The organism is Actinoplanes sp. NPDC024001 (assembly GCF_040638955.1).
Classification (GTDB): Bacteria; Actinomycetota; Actinomycetes; order Mycobacteriales; family Micromonosporaceae; genus Actinoplanes.
In genome coordinates this window covers 1-20,970 of sequence record NZ_JBEZZB010000173.1, presented here as the reverse complement: position 1 = coordinate 20,970, position 20,970 = coordinate 1, and the positions used below count along the sequence as shown (strand labels likewise).

Genomic DNA, 20,970 nt, shown 5'->3' with positions numbered 1-20,970 from the left:
TGGCCAAGCAGACGATGGACGAGGCGACCGCCTTCGTCCAGCGGCACGACATCGTCTCCCTGCTCGACGACCCCTGCGTCATCGAGGAGATGCCCCCGGGGCATTCGGCCAGCACGGCTGCCGCGCCGAGAGCCAGACTGACTCCCAGGTCGCCGTCGCCCGCCTCCCGGTCCAGGGCGGTGAGCTCGTCACGTACCGAGATGAGCGCCTCGGCGACGGCTTCGAGCGCACGCCGTACCGGATGGTCGATGCCCAGCTCGCCCACCGCCGTGCCGGCGCGTGCCGGGCCGGTGACCAGCCCCGGCTCGGCCGGGGCGACGGTGTACGGCCAGGCCGGCGCGGTGGCCGGCGCGTCCAGCGCCGCCAGCAACTCGTCGTCGACCGGCAGCACGCTCAGCGACACCCCGGCCATGTCCAGCGTGGTGAGGAAGTTGCCGGTCCAGGACCGGACCGGCGTCATGTTCCAGGAGCGCAGGGCCTGGACCGCGCCGCCGGCCATGATGGACAGCTCGGTCGGCGAGGTGGCGCCGAGACCGTTGACCAGCAGCGCCACCCGCTCACCGGGCGCGAGCCCGCGATCCTCGATGATCGCCGCGATCAGCCGTGCCGCGACCTGGTGTGCCTCGCCGATCGGCCCGCGCCCGATGCCCGGCTCGCCGTCGGCGCCGGGCGCCCACTCGGCCTCACCGCGCGGGAAAGGCAGCCCCGGAGCGTCGATGGCGTCCGGCGCGGTGGCGAGCCCGAGTCCGGTGGCGAGCCCGTGATCGGGGATGCCGGCGACCGTCGCCGTGCACGGTCCCAGCGCCACGCCCATCGTGCCGACCGTGTCCGCCGCACGCCGGGCCAGCGCCGCGACCTCGGCCAGCGGCTTGCCGCTCGCGGCCGCCGCCCCGGCGACCTTGTGCACCAGCACGATGCCGGCCAAACCGGGCCGGCCCTCGCCGGTCCGCACCAGGCCGTCACCGACCGTCACGACCGCCACCGGGAAGCCCTCGGTTCGCGCCATCTCCGCGGCCAGCGCGAAGTTCAACCGGTCGGACAGGCGGTTCGGGGCGATGAGCAGGGCGCCGGCCGGTGCGGCGGACGCCCGGATCGCATCGACGATGGCGTCCGGATCCGGTGCGGCGAACACCGCCCCGGAGACCGCCGCGGTCAGCATGCCGGCCCCCACATATCCGGCGTGGGCGGGATCGTGGCCGGCGCCGCCGCCGGAGATCACCGCCACCAGCCCGGCAGCGCGCGCCGCGGCGACGTCGCTGCGGATCGCGGTGGTGGTCCCGGCCAGCCGGGCGACTCCGCCGGCGGTGCGGGTCAGTCCGTCCAGCGCCTCGCCGACGAGGTCGGCCGGGTCGTTGATGAGCACCCTTTCATCTTCCCCAGCCGGGTGGGTGCCGACACCCGTCCGCTGCCCGGTTCCACGTAGGGTGCTCACCTTGTGCGCGCTCTCGTCCAGGTCATCGTTCCCGCTCGTCTCGGCACCGGTTTCCGGTGGTTGCTCGCGTCGTCCTGGTCGACGAATCTCGGTGACGGCATCGCCGCCGCGGCCGGGCCGCTGCTGATCGCCTCGCTCACCGGCGATCCGGTGCTGATCTCGCTCGCCGCCCTGCTGGGATGGGCCCCGCCGCTGCTCTGCGGCCTCTACGCCGGCGTGCTCTCGGACCGGCACGACCGGCGGCGGATCGTGCTGATCGCCAACGCGTTGCGCGCGGTGGTGCTGCTCACGATGATCACCGCGCTGGTGAGCGGGCACCTGCCGGTGCCGGCCGCACTGATCGGTCTCGGACTGCTCGCCACCGCCCAGGTGTTCGCCGACAACACCACGGCGACGCTCACCCCGATGCTGGTGGACCGTGCCGACCTGGTGGTGGCCAACGCCCGGCTGCAGACCGGCTTCATCACCCTCAACCAGCTCGCCGGCCCGGCGGTGGGCGCGGCGCTCTTCGCGGCCGGGCGGGTCTGGCCACTGGTCACCGAGGCGTTGCTGGTCGGTGCCGGGATCCTGCTGGTCTCCCGGGTGACGTTGCCGCCGCACGGGCGTACCGGCACCGAGCGGGCGGTGTCCGGCGTGTGGCGTGACATCTCCGAGGGGGTGCGCTGGACGGTGCGGCACCCGGCCGTACGCACGCTCTGCCTGACCATCCTGATCTTCAACCTGACGTTCGGCGCCGCCTGGTCCGTGCTGGTGCTCTACGCCAGCGAACAGCTCGGTCTCGGCGCGATCGGATTCGGTCTGATCACCACGGTGTCCGCCGTCGGCGGCCTGCTCGGCACCGGCCTGTACGGCTGGCTCACCGCCCGGGTCAGCCTCGGCAACCTGATGCGGATCGGGCTGATCATCGAGACGCTGACCCACCTGGTGCTCGCGGTGACCACCTCACCGTGGGTGGCGCTGCCGACCTTCTTCGTCTTCGGCGCGCACGCGTTCGTCTGGGGCACCACGTCGCGTACGGTCCGGCAGCGTGCCGTGCCCTCCCACCTGCAGGGCCGGGTGGACAGCGTCAACACCATCTGCGTCTACGGCGGCCTCGTGGTGGGCTCCGCCTTCGGTGGTGTCCTGGCCGCCGGTTACGGCATCGCCGCCCCGTTCTGGGTCGCCTTCGCCGGTTCCGTGCTCTTCCTCGTGCCGCTCTGGCCTCAGATGTCCCGCATCGCCCACTGAAAAAACCACACGGACGCGCGGCGGTCGGCGGCTATAGTCGCGGCATGTTCGACTTCAGCGTGCGACGCCGGCGTCCCGAGGGCCGCCGCTGAAGTCATGTCTGCACCGGCGGGTCGTCTCCCGCCGGTGAAGCATCGTGGCCGGTCGACCCGTCTTCGTTCACGTCGATGGGGTCACCGTGAATCTCGAGAAACTGCTGCACGACCGGCTCGCACCCGCCCTGGAGGCGGTCGCTGGGGAGCCGGTGGACCCGGCCGTCCGGCGGTCACCGTTCGCCGACTTCCAGTCCGCCGCGCCGCTGGCGCTGGCGCGCAGACTCGGCCGCCCGCCCCGGGAGGTCGCGGCCGAGGTGGCCGCGAAGGCGGACCTCACCGGGATCACCGTCTCCGGGCCGGGTTTCCTCAACCTCACCGTCGCCGACGAGCTGATCACCGCGTCGCTGGACGCCATGCTGGACGATCCGCGGCTGGGTGTCGCGCCGGAGACCCGGCCGCAGCGGGTGGTGCTCGACTACTCCGGCCCCAACGCCGCGAAGGAGATGCACGTCGGTCACCTGCGGTCGACGATCATCGGCGACGCGCTGGCCCGGATCCTCGGCTGGCTGGGCCACGACGTGCACCGGGTCAACCATCTCGGCGACTGGGGCACGCCGTTCGGCATGCTGATCGAGCACCTGACCGAGACCGGCGCGGCGGGGGAGCACTCGCTCGGCGATCTCACCGCGTTCTACCGGGCGGCCCGGGCGCGGTTCGACGCCGACGCGGAGTTCCGGACCCGGGCGCGGCTGCGGGTGGTGGCGCTGCAGGCCGGCGACGAACCGACCCGGCAGGCGTGGCGCCGGCTGGTCGACCAGTCCGAGCGGGCGTTCCTCTCCGTCTACGAGCGGCTCGGCGTGACCCTCGGACCGGGCGACTTCACCGGCGAGAGCGCGTACCAGGACGATCTGGCCGGCCTCGTCGCCGAGCTGGCGGAGAAGGGCCTGCTGAGCGAGAGCGACGGCGCGCTCTGCGCGTTCCCGGCCGGTTTCACCGGCCGCGACGGCGGCCCGCTCCCTCTGATCATCCGCAAGGGCGACGGCGGTTTCGGGTACGCCGCGACCGACCTCGCCGCCCTTCGCCGCCGGGTGACGGAACTGGGCGCGACCGAGCTGCTCTACGTGGTCGGCGCCCCGCAGCGGATGCACTTCCAGATGGTCTTCGCGGTGGCCCGGGAGGCCGGCTGGCTGCCCGCCACGGTCAGCGCCGAGCACATCGGCTTCGGCTCGGTCCTCGGTGCCGACGGCAAGATGCTCAAGAGCCGGGCCGGCGGCACGGTGCGGCTCGCCGAGCTGCTCGACGAGGCGGCGTCCCGGGCGTCGGCCCCGCAGATCGGCGTCGCCGCGATCAAATACGCCGACCTGTCCGGGGACCGGCGCGCCGACTACGTCTTCGACTGGGACCGGATGCTCGCCTCCACCGGGAACACCGGTCCGTACCTGCAGTACGCGTACGCCCGGGTCCGCTCGCTGTCGCGCAAGGCCGCCGGCCCGCCGGGGCCGATTGCCGTCACCGACCCGGCGGAGCGCGCTCTCGGTCTCGCCGTGCTGGGTTTCGAGCCCGCGCTGCGGGCGGCTGCGGCCGCCCGTGAGCCGCACCGGCTCGCCGGTTACCTGCACGACCTGGCGGCCGCCTTCAGCGTGTTCTGGGAGCGGTGCCCGGTGGCCTCGGCGGACCCGCCCGTGCGGGCCGGCCGGAAAGCGCTGGCCGAGCTGACCGGCCGGACCCTCCACACCGGAATGTCTCTGCTGGGTATCGGCGCGATGGAGCAAATTTGATCTTCTTGCGGCCGTCCGTTGATCGACCGCCGCCGCTACCGCGGTTAGGGTGCTGGTTTCGGCACACGAGAGGTTCGCAATGACGCTTCCCACCGGCATCTCGCGGCGCAGCGTGCTCGCCGCGTCGGCCGCGGCCACCGCCGCGCCGCTTGCCGTCCCCGCCGCGGCGCAGGCCGGACCCCAGGCCCCGCAGACGTACCGGCTCACCGTGCTGGGCACGTCGGACACCCACGGCAACGTCTACAACTGGGACTACTACAAGGACGCCGAGTACGACGACAGCGCCCACAACGACGTCGGCGTGGCCAAGCTGGCCGCGCTGGTGAACAAGCTGCGGGCCGAGGCGACCGGCCCGGTGCTGGTCCTCGACGCCGGCGACACGATCCAGGGCACCCCGCTGGCCACCTACTACGCCAAGCAGGAGCCGATCACCGCGACCGGCGAGAAGCACCCGATGGCCCGCGCCATGAACGTGCTGCACTACGACGCGATCACGCTCGGCAACCACGAGTTCAACTACGGCCTGCCGCTGCTCAACCTGTGGATCCGTCAGCTCGGGTTCCCGGCGCTCGCCGCCAACGCGATCAGCGTCCGGACCGGCAAGCCGGCGTTCACGCCGTACGTCATCAAGAAGGTGTCGGTCGGCCGGCACGGGCCGGCGCTGCGCGTCGGCATCCTGGGCCTGACCAACCCGGGCTCGGCGATCTGGGACCGGGCCAACGTCGAGGGCAGGATCGAGTTCACCGACATGATCGCGTCGGCTGCGAAGTGGGTGCCGATCATGCGGGCCCGCGGCGCCGACATCGTGCTGATCTCCGCGCACGGCGGCGACAGCGGCACCTCCAGCTACGGCGCGGAGCTGCCGAACGAGAACCCGACCGCGCTGATCGCCGAGCAGGTGCCGGGCATCGACGCGATCCTGTTCGGGCACGCGCACCGCGAGGTGCCGCAGCGGTTCGTCACCAACCTGAAGACCGGCCGGCAGGTGCTGCTCTCCGAGCCGTCGAAGTGGGGTCAGCGACTGACCAGGATGGACTTCGACCTGGTCCGGGAGCGCGGCCGCTGGATGGTCACCAGCAAGGCGGCGACGACGCTGAACACCAACACGGTCGAGGCCGACCCGAAGGTGCTCGCGGCGGTGCGCGCGCAGCACGAGAAGACCGTGGCGTACGTGAACCAGGTCGTCGCCACCTCGACCGAGACGCTGTCCGCGGCCACCTCCCGGTACGAGGACACGCCGATCCTGGACTACATCAACAGGGTGCAGACCGACACCGTCACCGCGGCCCTGGCCGGCACCGAGTACGCCACCCTGCCCGTCCTGTCGATCGCGGCGCCGTTCAGCCGTACCGCGGTGTTCCCGCGGGGCGACGTCAAGATCAAGGATGTGGCCGGGCTCTACATCTACGACAACACCCTGGAAGCGGTCGTGATGACCGGCGCCGAGGTGAAGGCGTACCTGGAGTACTCGGCGAAGTACTTCGTCACGCTCGCCCCGGGCGCGCCGGTGAACCCGGAGACGATCAGCGACCCGGCGGTGCCGGACTACAACTACGACGTCTTCTCCGGGGTCGACTACGACATCGACATCTCCCAGCCGGTCGGCAGCCGGATCACCCGGCTGCAGCTCGGTGGCGCCGACGTGGCCGCCGACGCCCGCTTCGTGGTGGCGGTCAACAACTACCGGCGGTCCGGCGGCGGCAGCTTCCCGGGCATCGTGAAGACCCAGGTCTACAACGCCCAGCAGGAGATCCGCCAGCTGCTGATCGACTGGGCGCAGGCCAAGGGCGCGATCGACCCGGCCGACTTCTTCGTGAAGAACTGGCAGCTCGTCCGCGCGGGCGTGCCGATCGAGTTCTGAGCGGGCCCGGCGGGCCGGAAACCCCGGCCCGCCGGCTCGTTCACTCGCTGATCTCCCAGTTGCCCCGCTCGTCGGCCCGCACGTGCAGCGACGTCTTGCCGCCCTCGGTCAGGTCGAACGTGCAGAGGTAGGGACGCAGCCCGTCGGCGCCCCGGTCGGCCTCCGGCGCGCACACGGCACCGGAGACCTCGGCCAGCAGCGCCTTCTCCACCCGGCCGTCGTCGAGGATGACGCTCTGCAGGTTCTTCGTGACCGCGCCCTCCCGGTAGTTCAGGTAGGCGGGCAGGGCCACGTTCACCGCCAGGACGGTCCAGAACGCCAGCGCGAACACGTAGGTGCCGGCGAACGCCAGCCAGTACGGGGCGCGGTTGCGGCCGTACCGGCGGGCCTTGCCGGCGCGGCGCATCGCTGACACCGCGCCGACCAGGCCGAAGAAGAACGTCAGGACCACCACCGGACGCCACGACGGCGCCTCCGGGCGGGCCGCGGCGTGCACCTCCTCGGGAAAGCGGACCAGCAGCTGACCGTGCTTGTTCTCCGGATCGCCGTACGGCGGGACGAGGCCACCGAACAGCGGCTCGGGCGGCGCCACCGGGACCGGAGCCGGCGGGCTCGCCCATGGCGGAGCGGTCGGGTAGTGCCCTGGCTCCTGTGGAGTCTGGACTGTCATGTGCGGACCTTCCCGGGGTAGCGGCACGGTCGCGATGCCGTGCCGACCGAGCCCATCGGCCGCGCACACCCCGAGTTGAGGATTAGTTGCCGCCGGTTGCGATTGTGGTGCCGTCCAGGGGCACCTGCATCTCGGTGACCCACTTGTCGAACTCACCGGGCGGGCAGTCCAGGTAGACCTCGCGCGCGAAGCCGGGCCCGGACCGCCGGTAACCGTTCTCCTCGATCCAGATGCCGATCTTCTGCTCGGTGCGGAACGCCTCCGACATCGAGCCCCGGTGCAGTGCGGTCGCCGCCTCGATCGGCTCGAGCTCGACGACGTCGAACCCGGCCCCGTTCACCTCGGCGGCGCCGATCGGGAACGCCGCGTGCACGGTGATCGTCTCGTCGTCCGGACCGGTCGGCGCGGGCCGGTAGTAGGCGATGGGCGATCCGGTCATCGCCACCCCGGCCTGCTCCATCAGCTCCATCAGCCGGGGGTAGAGCGGCGTCAGGTTCTCGGTGATGGAGGTGGGGTGGTCGTATCCGGCGGCGGTTGCGGACAGCTCCGCGACCCGCAGCGCCGGGACCTGCTTCAGAATGACGTCCCCGGTGTCCATGTGTCCCTCCGTCTCGATCAGCTGGAGACGCGCGTCGACCAGGGCCAGGCGGGCGGTGTCGCGTTCCACGTGGGCCGCCAGTTCGGCCCGCCGCAGCCGCAGCATCCCGCGCAGCTCACCGATGTCCAGCTTCTCGTCGATCATCGACTGCACCTGGTGCAGGCTGAAGCCGAGATCCTTGAGAGCGAGCACCCGGTTGAGGACGCTCAACTGGGCGGCGGTGTACCAGCGATAGCCGGTGAACGGGTCGACGTGGGCGGGGCGGAGCAGGCCGATGGCGTCGTAATGGCGCAGCATGCGCACCGACACCCGGCCCAGGCCGGCGAAGTCTCCGATACTCAACATGGTCGCTCCACCGTCCTCCCTGACACGGTGTCAGGGTCAAGCCGTGCCCTCACCTCCGCCGCCCTCGGTGGGCGGAGTGGTCGTGGTGGTCGTCGGCTCCGGTTCCTCGGTCTCTTCCGGATCGGTCGGCTGCGTGGTCGGCGGCGTCGTCGTCGGGGTCGGGGACGGCGTGGTCTCCGACGGGCTCGGTTCGGCGCTCGGCGACGGAGACGCCGAGGACGGGCTCGCCGAGGGCCGCGGCGACGGCCGCCTGCTCTGGTTGCGCGTCTTGGGCGGGCGGGTGGTCGGCTCGCTGGAGGGCACGGCCTCCTCGCTCAGGACCGGCGCCGGCGTCGTCTCCTGCACCTCGGCCTGCTGCTGCCCGGGGTTGCTCGTGGTGGGCTCGTTGTTCTGGTTCTTCAGCGCGAAGATCAGGCCGAGGCTGCCGGCCACCGCGAACAGCGCGAGGATCGCGAACATCAGGGCCCGCTGACCGGCCGGCTGGCTGCGGGTGGGCGCCGCGGGCGCCGGCACGGGCGGCGGGGCGCTGCGCGGCGCGGGCATCATCGGCGGGGAAGCCGGGCTGAGCGGAGTCGTCGGGAACTGGCCGGTGCCGACGCGGGCCGGGCTGACCGGGGCGACCAGCGCGGTGCCGGTGAGCCGTTTCCAGTCCAGTGGGCCGGCGGCGGCGAAGGCGGCCTCGGCGAACTCGGCCGCGCTCTGGAACCGGTCGGCCGGCTGTTTCGCCATGGCCCGCGCGATCAGCTCGCGGACCTCACCCGGCACGTGGTCGGGCAGCGGGTCCGGCTCGTCCTCCAGGTGCCGCAACGCGACCTGCAGAGCGTTCTCACCGTCGAACGGCGGGCGGCCGGCGATGCAGTGGTAGGCCACCGCGCCGAGCGCGTAGATGTCGGTGGCCGGGGTCAGGTTGCCCTTGGCGACCTGCTCCGGCGCCATGTAGAGCGCCGTGCCGACGATCGCGTTCAGGCCGGTGACGCTGGTCATCGCGTTCGACCGGGCGACACCGAAATCGACCAGGATCACCGCGCCGGTGGGCTTCACGATCAGGTTGCCCGGTTTGACGTCGCGGTGCACGATGCCGTTCTCGTGGGCGGCGTGCAGCGCGTCGGCCGCCTGCGCCACGATCGACATGGTCTCGGCGACCTCGAGCGGGCCCTGCTTGACCCGGTTGGAGAGCGGCTCGCCCTCCACGAAGGCCATCACGAGATAGGCGACCTTCTCCGGGCCCTCGTAATCGCCGTCGCTGGCGTAGTCGTAGACCTCGACGACACCGGGGTGCCGGAAGGCGGCCATCATCCGGGCCTCGCCGTAGAACCGGGTGGCGAACTCCGGGTCCTCCAGCATCGCCGTGCGCAGCACCTTCACCGCGACGACGCGGCCGAGCACGACATCGGTGCCCTTCCAGACGTCACCCATCCCGCCGGTGGCGACCCGTTCGTCCAACCGGTACCGGTTGTCCAGGAGGCTTCCCGCACTGAGCACCAGTGGACCTATCTGATCGGGCGGCCCAACCAGGGTCCGCGGTAGCAAGCCGAATGCCGCTCAACTGTACAGATCGCGGACCATCAGCGGGAGGTCAGCGGAGGCACCCTGCGGCCGGCCGCGGAGTCCTCGATCAGGCGGCTGAGCCTGCGTTCCCGGGTGTCCGCGCGTTTGGCGCTGACCACCCAGTGCACAGCCGCTCGCCGATACGACGCGGACTGTGTGCGAAACCACGCCCAGGCAGCGGTGTTCTCCCGCAGCCGAGTGGTCTGCGCCTCGTCCAGCTCGGCGCCGGCCGGCTGTTCGTAGGAATAGGTGGCGACCCGGTCCGGCCGTCGCTGCTCGAAGGCCCGCAGCCCGGCCGGGTGCATCAGCCCGCGCTCGGTCAGCTCGGCGATCTTCGCGATATTGACCGTGCTCCACACGCTGCCCTTGCGGCGTGGCGTGAATCGCACCTGGTAGCGGCGATCGTCGATGCGCCGGCCGATGCTGTCGATCCACCCGAAGCAGAGAGCCTGCTCGATCGCCTCGGTGTGGGTGACGGACCGCTCGCCGGTGCCTTTCTTCCAGTAGCCGAGGAAGAGTTCCGGGGCGGTCTCGTGGTGCTCCTCGAACCAGGCGCGCAGTGCCGCCGCGTCCGGGAAGAACAGGGGTTCGGCCATCGATCAAGACTAGAGCCGCTGGGCGAGCCCGGGCCCGCCCAGCGGTGGCGTACGGCGGACTCAGGTCTCGTCGTAGGTCGGCGTGACCACGACCGCCGTCTCGGCCAGTTCCAGTTCCTCGTTCTCGGCCTGCCGCTCCACCGCGGCCCGGGCCGTGCCGGCCGCGATCCAGCCGAGTGCGATGCCGGCCAGCCCGATGGTGAGGATGAGTCCCCACGGGCGGTCCGGTTTGCGCCCGGCGAGGGCGTTGGCCGCGGCGTTGGCGCGGTGCCACGCCTCGTCCGTGACATAGCTCACACGATCACCGGCCTTGTCGGCCAGCTTCCGGCTTTTCCGGCTCGCCTTCCGGCCGATTCTGGTGGCGGTGCCGGTAGCCGTGTCCGCGGTGTGCTTCCCGGCCTCCCGGGCGTTCTCGCCCGCGGTCGTCATGGCCGCGGAGAGGTACTCCCACGCTTGACTGGCGGTCCGCTCGGCACGATTTTTCCTGCTCGAGAACATCGTCGGTTACCTCCTGCGGTGGCCCCTCCAGGCCGCATTTCCCCGGACGGGGCGTGGGCAAACTCCGGTGTGGACGCCATCACGGTTCAGAAACGATTTGACGTCGCGCAGTACTGTTGACCACGTTCACACGGGCCACTCAGGTGACTAACAGGTTCGGTGCCTAACCTTTCGGGCAGTTTCACCGAACCTTCCGGGGGTAGTCCTTCCGCCCTGCTCAGGCAGGCTGGAGGCGGCCCGCGAACGCAGGAACAACGCCCGGAGATGCCGGGCGGGTGGAGGGAAGAGGCGTGACGCTGTCGATAACGACGTCGACGCTGGCCGACGGCGCGGTTGAGGTCTCGCCGCGAGGCGAGATCGATGTCGAGAACGCGTACGAGATTCGTGAAGCGGTGGCCGCTCAGCTGGCCGAGGGCGGGCCCGGGCGGATCGAGCTCAACATGCGGCACGTGACCTTCATCGACTCGGTCGGCATCAGCGCCCTCGTGGCGGCCTTCCAGCTCGCCGCGGTCAGCGGCGTCAAGCTGATCGTGACCCGGCCCAGCCGCTTCGCGCATCGCCAGCTCTGGGTCACCGGCCTGCTGGGCCTCTTCGGCAACCCGCAACCGTTTGAGGAAGCGGTGACCACCGCCGGCGCCTGACATCCCGCGGCTCAGAAAGCCGGGCTCTGCACCCGGATCGCCTCGACGTTGATCCTTACGTCGGTGTCCTCGTGCGGCGCCCGGATCGGGGTGATCACGGCGAAGTTCTCCGCGAGGGCGGCCAGGTCGCTGCCCGGGTCCAGGGTCTCCTCGGCGGCCTGCACGGCGGTCCGGACGTAGCCGTCACCCGCTTCGGCGATGCTCATCTGCACCTGGCCGAACCGGGCGAGCGACGCCTGCCGCAGGCCGCGGATCCCGTCCACGTGCAGGTCCGGCACATTCAGGTTGAAGACCGTCCCGGGCGGGGTGTGCAGCAGCGAGGGCAGCAGGCGCACCGCGAACTCGGCGCCGCTGGCCCAGTGGTGCTGCTCGTCGTCGATCCGGTCGAGGGCCGCGATGGCGGCGCCGCCGCTCGCCGCGGAGGCCGCCGCCGGGGTGAGCACGTCCAGGGAGACGGCCAGCCCGTAGAGGCCGGCGTGCGAGGCGGTCAGCGTGGCGCCCACGGTGCCGGAGTGCACCACCGCGGCGCCGGCGTTGGCGCCCCGGTTGATCCCGGAGAGCACGATGTCCGGTTCCGGGCCGAAGGCCTCCCGCAGCGCCAGCAGCACGATGTACGCCGGTGAGGCGGCCACCCCGTACGCCGGGATGTTCTTGGCCCCGGGCAGTTCCCGCTCCTCGAAGCAGATCTTGCCGTCCTGCATGACCGCGGTCATCGAGGCGCTGCTACCGCTCGACTCGCTCAGCGGAGCGGCCACCACCACGTCGTACCCGGCGTGTGCGACCGCCCGCGCCAGCCAACGGATGCCCGGCGCCTCGATGCCGTCGTCGTTAGTGATGAGGATTCGCATGGGTGAATCGTTGCCCGGTACGCCGCTCATGATGCCTTCTTCATCGGGGTCAACTCGACCCGTTCGGTGAGGACCCGGACGGCGTCCACGTGCCCGGTGCCGAGGCCGTGCCGGGTGACGTTCAGCGCGCCGGCGGCCGCTCCGGTCCGGACCGCCTCCTCCATCGGGCCGCCGTGGGCCAGGGTCGCGGCGACCCCGGCGGTCATCGAGTCGCCGGCGCCGCGGTGCTCGGCCGGGGTGAGCCGGGGGAGCGCGACGCCGTAGACCTCACCCTCGATCAGCGCCAGCGCACCCTCGTCGGCCCGGGAGACCAGAACCGTCTCGGCCCCGTCGTCGTGCAGCTTGAGCAGCGCCTTGACCAGCGACCCGGTGGAGCCGTCGGGCGCTGTCCCGTCGGCGATCAGCTCCTCGTGGCTGATCTTCAGCACCGAGATGCCGGCCTGCAGCACCGCCTTCAGGTGCCGGCTGCACAGGTCGGCGATCACCTTGCAGCCGTTGGCGCGCAGGTCGGTGGCGAGCCGGCCGTACACCTCGGGCTTGATCACCGACGGGTGCGCCGGGCCGCTCAGGATGGCGATCCCGGCACGCAGGCCCTCGGCGAGCGTCAGGTTGTAGAGCTCGTCGAGCTCGTGCCGGGACAGCGGCGTACCCGGGCGCTCGGCGATCTCCTGGCGGGTGCCGCCGCGGCGATCGTGCACATACCACCCGCTGCCGTGCTCGCGCATGACCAGCCGCAGCGTCACCCCGGGCAGCTGGAGCAGGGGGCTCAGGACGCGGCCGACCTCGCCCCCGGCGGCCGCGCAAAGTGTCACCTGTGCGCCGAGCGACGTGATCATCCGGGTCTGCCAGATGCCCTGGCCACCCGGGTGCACGTGCAGTTCGGGCTCTTCGTGATGTTGTTCGATGGTCACCGTCAGCTGGGGCGCCGGCGCGAAGACCATGACCCGGCCGTCACTCATGCTCGAATTGTCATCTTTTTGCGCATCCGGCGTGGCATATCGCAAAAAGAACAGATGTCCCGCTCTATGACTCGAATCCCCGGGAGGTCAGATCCTGGACCGCGCCGGACAATTCCGGCCGTGACCGCAGCAGCTCCTCCAGGCGCACCCGCCACCGGCCGGCCTCGAGGTCGAACGCCCGCCGGTCGCCGCCGGTGCGGGCGGACTCGGTCAGCAGCTGGTCACGGGTCTCGATGAAGGCGGAGCAGATCTCCGGGCCGAGGAGGTCGTGGACCTCATCGGCGAAGGCGCTGAACCGCGGCCCGGTGGCCGCGCGCACGAAGGCCCGGGCGCCGTCCCAGGCGACCCTCGGCTGATGGATGACCGTCGACATGGGTCGATCTTCCACCGCCGAGTGTGATGATCGCCATACCCTCACCAGCCGGTGGGTGAACAGTGCCGGCCGCCGCCGGCCGGCTCCACCTGCAGGGTGGCGTGATCGATCGCGAAGTCCTCGTGCAGCGCCTCGCGGGCCACCGTCAGCACCGCGCCGAGCTCGGCCGCCGCGTCCAGTTTCAGGTGGGCCGAGGCCACGTCCATGCCCGAGGTCAGGGTCCAGACGTGCAGGTCGTGGACGTCGCAGACGCCCGGCACCGAGGCCAGGCGGGCACGCACGGCGGTGACGTCGACGTGCTCGGGCGCCGCCTGGACCAGGATCCGGACCGCGGAGCGGCCGAGCGTGAACGTGCGGGGCAGAATCATCAGGGCCACCACGACGGCGACGATCGGGTCCGCGTACGCCCAGCCGGTGAGCCAGATGACCAGCGCGGCCACGATGACCCCGACCGAGCCCAGCAGGTCGCCGAGCACCTCCAGATAGGCCCCGCGGACCGCGATGTTCTCCTTCGCGCCGGACTGCAGCAGCCGGAAGGCGACCAGGTTGGCCACCAGGCCGCCGATCGCCACCGCCAGCATCCACCCGGCCGGCACCTCCGGCGGGTCGGTGAACCGGCGCACCGCCTGGACCAGCACGAATCCCGCCACGCCGGCGAGCAGCACGGCGTTGGCCAGGGCGGCCAGCACCTCCAGGCGGTAGAGGCCGAAGGTGCGCCCGGAGTCGGTGCCGGCCCGGCCTGCGGCGGTGATCGCGGCGAGCGTCATGGCGATGGCGAGCACGTCGGTGAACATGTGCCCGGCGTCGGAGAGCAGGGCGAGCGAGCCGGTGAGCCCGGCCGCCACCGCCTCGACGATCATGAAGGCGGTCAGCAGGCCGGCCGCCCACCAGAGGTGCTTGCGGTGCCGGGCCCCGCCGTGCAGTGCCCGGGTGCCGTGGTCGTGACCGGCTCCCATGTCGTCCACCTTCCGTCGTCGCGAGGGCCGTCGCCAATGTATGCGTACATCGCTATATATGCAATCGGTTGTGCCGCACGCTCCCACGCGTTGGAATCCAAGTCGACCCGTTACGCATCGGAAAGGAAGTCTCGTGCTTCGGCGTACCCTTGCGAACGCTCTTCTCTGTGCCACTCTGGCGGTGACCGTAGCCGCCCAGCCCGCCGCTGCGGCCCAGACCAGCCCACTACCCAGCACAATCACCCTGCCGAGCGGTTTCCAGCCCGAGGGGATCGCCATCGGGGAACGGCCGTACGCCTACTTCGGCTCCCGCGTCGACGGCGACATCTACCGCGTCGACCTGCGCACGGGAACCGGCCGGACCTTCGCCGAGGGCCCCGGCACCCAGTCCCTCGGCATGAAGATCGCCGACGGCCGGCTCTTCGTGGCCGGCGGTGGCGGCGGTGACGCCCGCGTCTACGACCTGCGGTCCGGCACGCTGCTGAAGACCTACCAGTTGCGGCCGGCCGCCGACGGGCCGTTCATCAACGACGTGATCGTCACCCGGGACGCCGCGTGGTTCACCGACTCGCGCAGCGCGACCCTGTTCAAGCTGCCGCTCGGCCGGCACGGCAAGCTGCCCGCGGCGGCGGTCGCGGTGCCGCTCACCGGCGACCTGGTGGTCACGCCGGGCGCCACGAACGCCAACGGCATCACCACCACGCCCGACCGCCGGGCGCTGATCATCGTGCAGTCCAACACCGGATACCTGTTCCGGGTGACCCGGTCCGGGGAGACCAGCCGGATCGACCTGGGCGCCGAGCTGCTGACCAACGGTGACGGCATCTGGCTGCGCGGCAGGACCCTCTACGCGGTCCAGAACCGGCTCAACGTCATCGCCAAGATCGAGCTGAACCGGAGGGGGACCGCCGGCACGGTGGTGTCCCGCACCGGCGACCCGCGCTTCGACGTGCCGACCACGATCGCCGAGTACGGCAAGCGCTTCTACCTGCCGAACGCCCGCTTCACCACGCCGCCCACGCCGGAGACCACGTACAACGCGGTCGCCGTGCCGATTCCCTAGGCCCTAGGGCAACCAGCCGGGGTTCGTGCCCACCGTGGTCAGCCGCTGCGTCGCGCGGGACAGGGCCACGTACAGGGTGCGGACCCCGGCGTCGTCCGTCGCGATCTGCGCCGGCTCGACCAGGACCACCGCGTCGTACTCCATGCCCTTGGCCTCCAGCACGGTGACCACCTGGACCCGCTCCGGCAGCCCGGCCACCCAGCCGGCCACCTCGTCGTGCCGCGGCACCGGCATGATCACGCCGATCGTGCCGTCCACCTCGGTGAGCTGCTTCTCGGTCAGCTCCCGCACCGCCTCCGGCAGCGCGGCTGCCGCCGTCACCACATCGCCCGGCGCCACGCCGGTGCTGCGCACCGCCGACGGCAGCGGCAGGTCCGGCATGATCGTCCGGATCACCTTCGCCGCCACCTCGAAGATCTCCGACGAGTTGCGGTAGTTGGTGGTCAGCGCGTAGCTGTTGCGCTTGCGCGAGCCCAGCGCCCGGTCCCGGGCGCGGTCCAGCTCGGCCGGGTCGCCGGACCAGGCGGTCTGCGCCGGGTCGCCGACGATCGTCCAGGACGCGTACGACCCGCGCCGGCCGATCATCCGCCACTGCATCGGCGACACGTCCTGCGACTCGTCGACCACCACGTGCGCGTACTCGCGGTAGTCCTCCTCGCGCTGCACCTGCTGGGCGCGGGCCGCCGCCTGCCGGTCCGCGTACGTGCTGACCTCCTGGATCCCGTCCCGCACGTGGAACGGGTTCTTGCTCTTCTTCTGCGGCTGCCGCGGCCGGCCCATCAGCTCGTCCAGCTCGTCCAGCAGCGCCACGTCGGCGATCGTCGGGCCGTGCTCGGCCAGCGCGTCGAACGAACCCTGCAGGGTGGCGATCTCGTCCCGGGAGAGCACCCCGTTCGCGTACGCCCGCAGCCGTTTCGGGTCGGCGAGCCAGCGCAGCACCCGCATCGGGGTGAACCGCGGCCACCAGGCCTTCAGGAACTCCCGGAAGTCGGTCCGGTCGGCCAGCTCCGACTCGAACTCGCGCTTCTCCGGCAGCCCGGTCACCTTGTGCTCGCGGGCCTGCGCCCAGAGCGCGTCGAAGACCCGGTCGAAGCCGTGCCCGCGGACCTCGTTGCGGCGGGCGCCGCGCGGCAGCGCCTTGCGCCGCAGCTGGTCCAGTTCGGCGGCGCCGAGCCGCAGCAGCGTCCCGCGGTAGAGCAGGCGCAACTCGGTCGGGGCGCCCGGCACCGCGTCGTGCGAGGCGCGTTCCAGCACCCGGCGCATCCGCAGCGAGCCCTTGATCGCGGCGACGTCACCCGGGTCGACCCGGGTCGCGTCGTAGCCGGGCACCAGCGAGCCGAGCGAGCGCAGCGTCGCGGTCTCCTCGCCGAGCGAGGGCAGCACGGTCGCGATGTATTCCACGAAGACGCCGGACGGGCCGACCACCAGGATGCCGCCGCCGGCGAACCGGCTGCGGTCCGAGTACAGCAGGTACGCCGCGCGGTGCAGCGCCACCGCCGTCTTGCCGGTGCCGGGGCCGCCGGTCACGATCGTCACCCCGGAGGCGGGGGAGCGGATCGCCTCGTCCTGCTCACGCTGGATGGTGGCGACGATGTCGCGCATGCCCCGGCCGGTCGCCTTCGCCAGGCTGGCCAGCAGCGCGCCGTCGCCGACGATCCGCATGTCGGCGGGGGCGGCGTCCGGGTCGAGCAGGTCGTCCTCGATCCCGATGACCCGCTCCCGGCTGGACTGGATCATCCGGCGGCGGACCACGCCGAGCGGCTCGGCCGCGGTGGCCCGGTAGAACGCGGCGGCGGCGGGCGCCCGCCAGTCCACCACGAGCGGCTTGGAGTCCTCGTCGCGGATGCCCATCCGGCCCACGTAGTGGGTGGCGCCGGTGGCCAGGTCGAGCCGGCCGAAGACCAGCCCTTCGTACTCGGTGTCCAGGGCGTGCCGCCGGCGCGCCGCGTGGTAGACCATCGCGTCGCGCTCGACCAGGGCGCCGAAGGTGCCCACGCCGGCCAGGCGGTAGCCCTCCTTCTCGGCCCGGGACGCGTCCTGGCGCAGCTCGGCGAGACGGGCGTACACCCGGTCCACGTGCTGCTGCTCGACCGCGATCTCCTGCTGAAGGACGGTGGCGTCGCTCAAGTCGGTCGTTCTCCCTTTCCTGCGCACCACCAGCGCTTGCGCCGCATGCGCGGCGGCAATGTGGGATCCGCTGTTTCCCTGCGCGCCATCACGCGCTTGCGCGAGGGGGCAATCGAACTTACTCCTCCGGGGCTACCAGCGTCGAACGCACCTCCCCCCGGTCCTTTCGCCCGAACTTCCCAGGATCGTCGCCGGAGCACGGCGAGGTGTGCGTTTCCGGCGAAACGCCGCAGGCGTTCGACCAACGAGCCCCAGGGGTACGGGCAACGTCCGCGGCCGGCGCGTCTGCCGGCGCCCCAGCGCGACCGCCGGGCTGACCTTCAGGCGGCCCTGCGCTCGCCGGTGGCGCCGGACATCTGCCGGGCCGCCCGCTGCCGCTCCCGCTTCGCCTGGCGGGCGACCCGCCGCACGATCCCGGTCAGGGCCGCCGAGACCTCCTCCGGCCGCTCCAGCGGCAGCATGTGCCCGGCGCCCGGGAAGATCTCCAGCTCGGCGCCGGGCAGCGCGTGGGCGATCGACTCGGCGCAGGCCGGCGGGGTCAGCCGGTCCCGGTCGCCGGCCAGCACCGCCGCCGGTACGTCGGCCAGCGCGGCGAGCGTGTCCAGGCGCTGCTGGGCGCCGACCGACTCGCGGAAGCCGCCGATCGAGCGCAGCGGGGCCCGGCCCAGGCTGCGCATGGTGAGCCGCAGCGCGTCGGTCGAGCAGTCGTCGCCGAAGAGCAGCCAGCGCAGCGCCGGGCGCAGGGCGGGCAGCACGGCCCGGTGCGGGCACCAGGCGCCGGAGCGGGCGAGCAGGCCGGCGCCGAGGGTCTCCCCGGCCCGCAGCACGGTCGCCAGGTGCGGGGGCAGCCCGTACCGGGTGTGGGTGTGCCCTTCGGCGGTGGTCGAGACGAGGAGCAGGCCGGCCACCCGGGCGGCGAAGTCGTCGGGGTGGCGGTGGGCGTACTCCATGATCGTCATGCCGCCCATCGAGTGCCCGGCGAGGACCACCGGCCCGGACGGCGCGAACCGGCTGATCACCTCGGCCAGGTCGTCGCCGAGCTGGTCGAGGGTGGCCGAGCGCAGCCGGGTGGCGCCGGAGCGCCCGTGGCCCCGGGTGTCGTAGGCGATCACCCGCGGCGCCTTGCGGCCCATGCCAGTGAGCGCGGCCACCTGGTGCCGCCAGATCCGCCGGTCCAGGCACCACCCGTGCAACAGCACCACGGTCACCGGCGCGTCGGCCGGGCCGGACACCTCGACGTGCACCCGGACGCCGTCGGCGAGGGTGATCTCCGAACACTCAGACATGGGCACCTCCGTGCGGCTCACGGCCCCCGCAGTACCCACGGGTAATAAGCATCACTCGCGATCTCCGAGACCGCCACACTTGCCCGTAGGACTTTCGGCTCTTGTGCGCGGCACAGTGAGTTACCTCGCAAACACTTTTCTGCCGGGCTCCACCGGCGAAAATCTTCCCCATGACGGCCATCCGAGATGCCCAGGTCATTAGCCCCGCCGACGCCTTGAGCAAGCTCATCACGGGCAACAAGCGGTTCGTCTACGGCAACCCGCGATACGGCCACGACGTGACTCAGGCGGCCGCTACGGCCGGCGGTCAGCAGCCGCACTCGCTGGTTCTGGGCTGCATCGACTCGCGGGTGCCGCTGGAGGCGATCTTCGACCAGTCCTTCGGCTCGATCTGCGTGGGGCGTTCCGGCGCCCATGTGCTGGATCGCTCGCTGGTCGGCTCGGTCGGTTTCGCGGTGGCGAAACTGGGCGTCTCGCTGATCCTGGTGGTCGGGCACAAGCGCTGCGGGGCCGTGCACGCCACCGTCGACGCGCTGCGTGCCGGCACGCCGTCCGAGGGCGAAGTGGGCTATCTGGTGGACCAGCTGGCCCCGGCGGTGCACGAGGTGGGGCTGGACGACCCGGAGGCGGCGGAGAAGGCGGTACGGGCGCACGTGCTGCGGACCGTCGAGCGGCTGCGCGTGGTCGACAGCCTGGCCGCGCCGATCGGGGCCGGGACGCTGCGGGTCGAGGGCGCCATCTATGACCTGGACAGTGGCTGGGTGGAATTCCTGTCCTGATCTTCACCAACAGCAAAAAGGCGCCTCCCGGTCATCGACCGGGAGGCGCCTTCGCGTCCTGCGGCTTGATCAGCCCTCGAACACGCCCGCGTCGACGAGGCGCTTCTCGGTGGCGTCCCAGCCGTGCTCCGGGCTCACGCTGTGCAGGGCGTTGAGCTCGGCGCGGATCTTGGCACCGTGACCGGCGGCGGCCAGCACCCGGACCTCCTCGACGAAGGCGTCGGAGTCGGTCGCGAGGTGGGTGGTCTTGCCGTTGGTCAGGTTGCGCACGTAGGCGTAGCGGCCGTTGGCGAGCGGGATGAGGTACTTGTACTCACCGAGCACGCTGAGGGCGCCGCCAGCGCCCGCCTGGCCGGCGCGGACTGATGCGCGGGCGGTCTTTGAGGTGTTGCTCGCCACGGCGGTACTCCTTGGAGGAAAGCAGAAAAGCAGAAAAAAGGCCGTAGCAACTCTACACGACAGCCGGTGGACCGTGCCGTCGGAGCAGGTAAGGCCGTTGCACAGGGTATGCCACGACGGCGGATCCCATAGTCGATGTTGCGGATTCTCTGGCGCACCATCCGTACCACCCGGCATCATGGGACACGATCAACCGCGGTCGAGGTCGTAGGGGAAGACGCACCTCGGTCTCCGGGAGGTCACCGTGCCAACGTGTGGCGTCGTATACGTCCACTCGACCCCACTCGCCGTGTGCCAGCATGTCGAGTGGGCGATCGCGCGCGTCCTGACCGCGCCGGTCAACCTGCAATGGACCGTGCAACCGGTCGATCCGAGCATGCGCCGAGCCGAGTGCAGCTGGACCGGTCGGGCCGGTACTGGCGCCGAGCTGGCTGCTGCCCTCCGGCAGTGGCCCATGATCCGTTTCGAGGTCACCGAGGAGCCCAGCGCGGGCGTCGACGGGGAGCGTTTCATGCACGTCCCCGGGCGTGGCCTCTTTCACGGAGTCATGGGCGCGTCGGGGGACATCCAGATCGGCGAGGACCGGCTGCGCGCCATCATGTCCTCGGTCCGGGCGCCCGAGGCACTGGCCCACGCGCTGGACAAGGCGCTCGGCACCGCCTGGGACGCCGAACTGGAGCCGTACCGGTACGCCGGCGACGGTGCACCGGTGACGCTTCTGACCCGGGTGGGCTGAAGCTGCCCGATCGAGTGGCGACGGTTGTCCTGAGCTGATTCGATGGCGGACGTGAAAAACCTCCTGCGCGTGGCTTTTGTCGTACCTCTGCTGTTGGTGAACGGCGCCTGTGGAAACGACGAGCCCGCGCCGGAGGCACCCGCCGCGACCACCGCGGCGCCGGCGCCGTCGGCGCCGTCGATGAGCGCGGCGCCGTCGGTGAGCGCCGATCCGGC

19 protein-coding genes and 1 pseudogene are annotated in these 20,970 nt (G+C 71.7%); 7 read left to right on the top strand and 13 right to left on the bottom strand.

Features of this window, described 5'->3' with window-relative positions:
• Nucleotides 1-391: 391 nt before the first annotated feature.
• Nucleotides 392-1,219 (bottom strand): annotated as a pseudogene (locus tag AB0F81_RS42180) (dihydroxyacetone kinase subunit DhaK); the annotation flags it as partial.
• 216 nt (nt 1,220-1,435) lie between these two features.
• Here AB0F81_RS42180 and AB0F81_RS42175 point away from each other — a divergent pair.
• From AB0F81_RS42175 to AB0F81_RS42165, 3 genes are all read left to right on the top strand, one after another.
• On the top strand, nt 1,436-2,659 hold the full coding sequence (locus tag AB0F81_RS42175; RefSeq protein ID WP_360207914.1) for an MFS transporter: 1,224 nt from the start codon (nt 1,436-1,438) through the stop codon (nt 2,657-2,659).
• 178 nt (nt 2,660-2,837) lie between these two features.
• Nucleotides 2,838-4,472 (top strand): arginine--tRNA ligase, encoded by a 1,635-nt coding sequence (gene argS, locus AB0F81_RS42170; protein ID WP_360207912.1) that lies wholly within the window; start codon nt 2,838-2,840, stop codon nt 4,470-4,472.
• A 79-nt stretch (nt 4,473-4,551) separates the two neighbouring features.
• A complete protein-coding gene (locus tag AB0F81_RS42165; RefSeq protein WP_360207910.1) occupies nt 4,552-6,333 on the top strand; it encodes a 5'-nucleotidase C-terminal domain-containing protein in 1,782 nt (593 codons plus the stop codon).
• 40 nt (nt 6,334-6,373) lie between these two features.
• On the opposite strand, the gene AB0F81_RS42160 is transcribed toward AB0F81_RS42165, so the two are convergent.
• The 5 genes from AB0F81_RS42160 to AB0F81_RS42140 form a co-directional block, all read right to left on the bottom strand.
• Nucleotides 6,374-7,003: a hypothetical protein gene (locus AB0F81_RS42160; RefSeq protein WP_360207907.1), complete on the bottom strand. Its 630-nt coding sequence runs from the start codon at nt 7,001-7,003 to the stop codon at nt 6,374-6,376.
• A gap of 82 nt (nt 7,004-7,085) precedes the next feature.
• Nucleotides 7,086-7,946 carry a MerR family transcriptional regulator gene (locus tag AB0F81_RS42155; RefSeq protein WP_360207904.1) on the bottom strand — a complete coding sequence of 287 codons (861 nt, stop codon included), beginning with the start codon at nt 7,944-7,946 and terminating at the stop codon, nt 7,086-7,088.
• Between the two features lie 36 nt (nt 7,947-7,982).
• Nucleotides 7,983-9,428 (bottom strand): serine/threonine-protein kinase, encoded by a 1,446-nt coding sequence (locus tag AB0F81_RS42150; RefSeq protein ID WP_360207901.1) that lies wholly within the window; start codon nt 9,426-9,428, stop codon nt 7,983-7,985.
• 83 nt (nt 9,429-9,511) lie between these two features.
• Nucleotides 9,512-10,090 carry a YdeI/OmpD-associated family protein gene (locus AB0F81_RS42145; RefSeq protein ID WP_360207899.1) on the bottom strand — a complete coding sequence of 193 codons (579 nt, stop codon included), beginning with the start codon at nt 10,088-10,090 and terminating at the stop codon, nt 9,512-9,514.
• 60 nt (nt 10,091-10,150) lie between these two features.
• Nucleotides 10,151-10,588, bottom strand: coding sequence for a hypothetical protein (locus AB0F81_RS42140; protein WP_360207896.1), 438 nt, complete (start codon nt 10,586-10,588; stop codon nt 10,151-10,153).
• A 290-nt stretch (nt 10,589-10,878) separates the two neighbouring features.
• Here AB0F81_RS42140 and AB0F81_RS42135 point away from each other — a divergent pair, with 290 nt between their 5' ends.
• Complete coding sequence (locus AB0F81_RS42135) at nt 10,879-11,229, top strand: STAS domain-containing protein (protein ID WP_360207894.1); 351 nt, start codon at nt 10,879-10,881, stop codon at nt 11,227-11,229.
• An 11-nt stretch (nt 11,230-11,240) separates the two neighbouring features.
• Here the strand turns inward: AB0F81_RS42135 and AB0F81_RS42130 are convergent, their stop codons facing one another.
• The 4 genes from AB0F81_RS42130 to AB0F81_RS42115 all read right to left on the bottom strand — a co-directional run bounded on the left by AB0F81_RS42130 (nt 11,241) and on the right by AB0F81_RS42115 (nt 14,365).
• The gene (locus AB0F81_RS42130) at nt 11,241-12,077 is read right to left on the bottom strand and encodes a 5'/3'-nucleotidase SurE (protein WP_360207891.1); all 837 of its coding nucleotides are present in this window, start codon (nt 12,075-12,077) and stop codon (nt 11,241-11,243) included.
• Between the two features lie 26 nt (nt 12,078-12,103).
• Nucleotides 12,104-13,036, bottom strand: a complete 933-nt coding sequence (locus AB0F81_RS42125; RefSeq protein ID WP_360207889.1) for a PfkB family carbohydrate kinase — start codon at nt 13,034-13,036, stop codon at nt 12,104-12,106.
• 64 nt (nt 13,037-13,100) lie between these two features.
• Nucleotides 13,101-13,409 carry a hypothetical protein gene (locus tag AB0F81_RS42120; protein ID WP_360207886.1) on the bottom strand — a complete coding sequence of 103 codons (309 nt, stop codon included), beginning with the start codon at nt 13,407-13,409 and terminating at the stop codon, nt 13,101-13,103.
• Between the two features lie 41 nt (nt 13,410-13,450).
• Complete coding sequence (locus tag AB0F81_RS42115) at nt 13,451-14,365, bottom strand: cation diffusion facilitator family transporter (protein WP_360207883.1); 915 nt, start codon at nt 14,363-14,365, stop codon at nt 13,451-13,453.
• 181 nt (nt 14,366-14,546) lie between these two features.
• Between AB0F81_RS42115 and AB0F81_RS42110 the strand changes: the two genes are divergently transcribed.
• A complete protein-coding gene (locus tag AB0F81_RS42110) occupies nt 14,547-15,428 on the top strand; it encodes a superoxide dismutase (RefSeq protein WP_360207880.1) in 882 nt (293 codons plus the stop codon).
• A gap of 3 nt (nt 15,429-15,431) precedes the next feature.
• On the opposite strand, the gene AB0F81_RS42105 is transcribed toward AB0F81_RS42110, so the two are convergent.
• Together AB0F81_RS42105 and AB0F81_RS42100 are read right to left on the bottom strand one after the other, a co-directional pair.
• On the bottom strand, nt 15,432-17,555 hold the full coding sequence (locus tag AB0F81_RS42105) for an AAA family ATPase (RefSeq protein ID WP_360207877.1): 2,124 nt from the start codon (nt 17,553-17,555) through the stop codon (nt 15,432-15,434).
• A gap of 320 nt (nt 17,556-17,875) precedes the next feature.
• Nucleotides 17,876-18,841, bottom strand: coding sequence for an alpha/beta hydrolase (locus AB0F81_RS42100; protein ID WP_360207875.1), 966 nt, complete (start codon nt 18,839-18,841; stop codon nt 17,876-17,878).
• 170 nt (nt 18,842-19,011) lie between these two features.
• Between AB0F81_RS42100 and AB0F81_RS42095 the strand changes: the two genes are divergently transcribed.
• A complete protein-coding gene (locus AB0F81_RS42095; RefSeq protein ID WP_360207872.1) occupies nt 19,012-19,620 on the top strand; it encodes a carbonic anhydrase in 609 nt (202 codons plus the stop codon).
• A gap of 69 nt (nt 19,621-19,689) precedes the next feature.
• Here the strand turns inward: AB0F81_RS42095 and AB0F81_RS42090 are convergent, their stop codons facing one another.
• Complete coding sequence (locus AB0F81_RS42090; protein ID WP_360207870.1) at nt 19,690-20,019, bottom strand: hypothetical protein; 330 nt, start codon at nt 20,017-20,019, stop codon at nt 19,690-19,692.
• 244 nt (nt 20,020-20,263) lie between these two features.
• Between AB0F81_RS42090 and AB0F81_RS42085 the strand changes: the two genes are divergently transcribed.
• Nucleotides 20,264-20,755, top strand: a complete 492-nt coding sequence (locus AB0F81_RS42085; protein WP_360207867.1) for a DUF3145 domain-containing protein — start codon at nt 20,264-20,266, stop codon at nt 20,753-20,755.
• Nucleotides 20,756-20,970 lie beyond the last annotated feature (215 nt).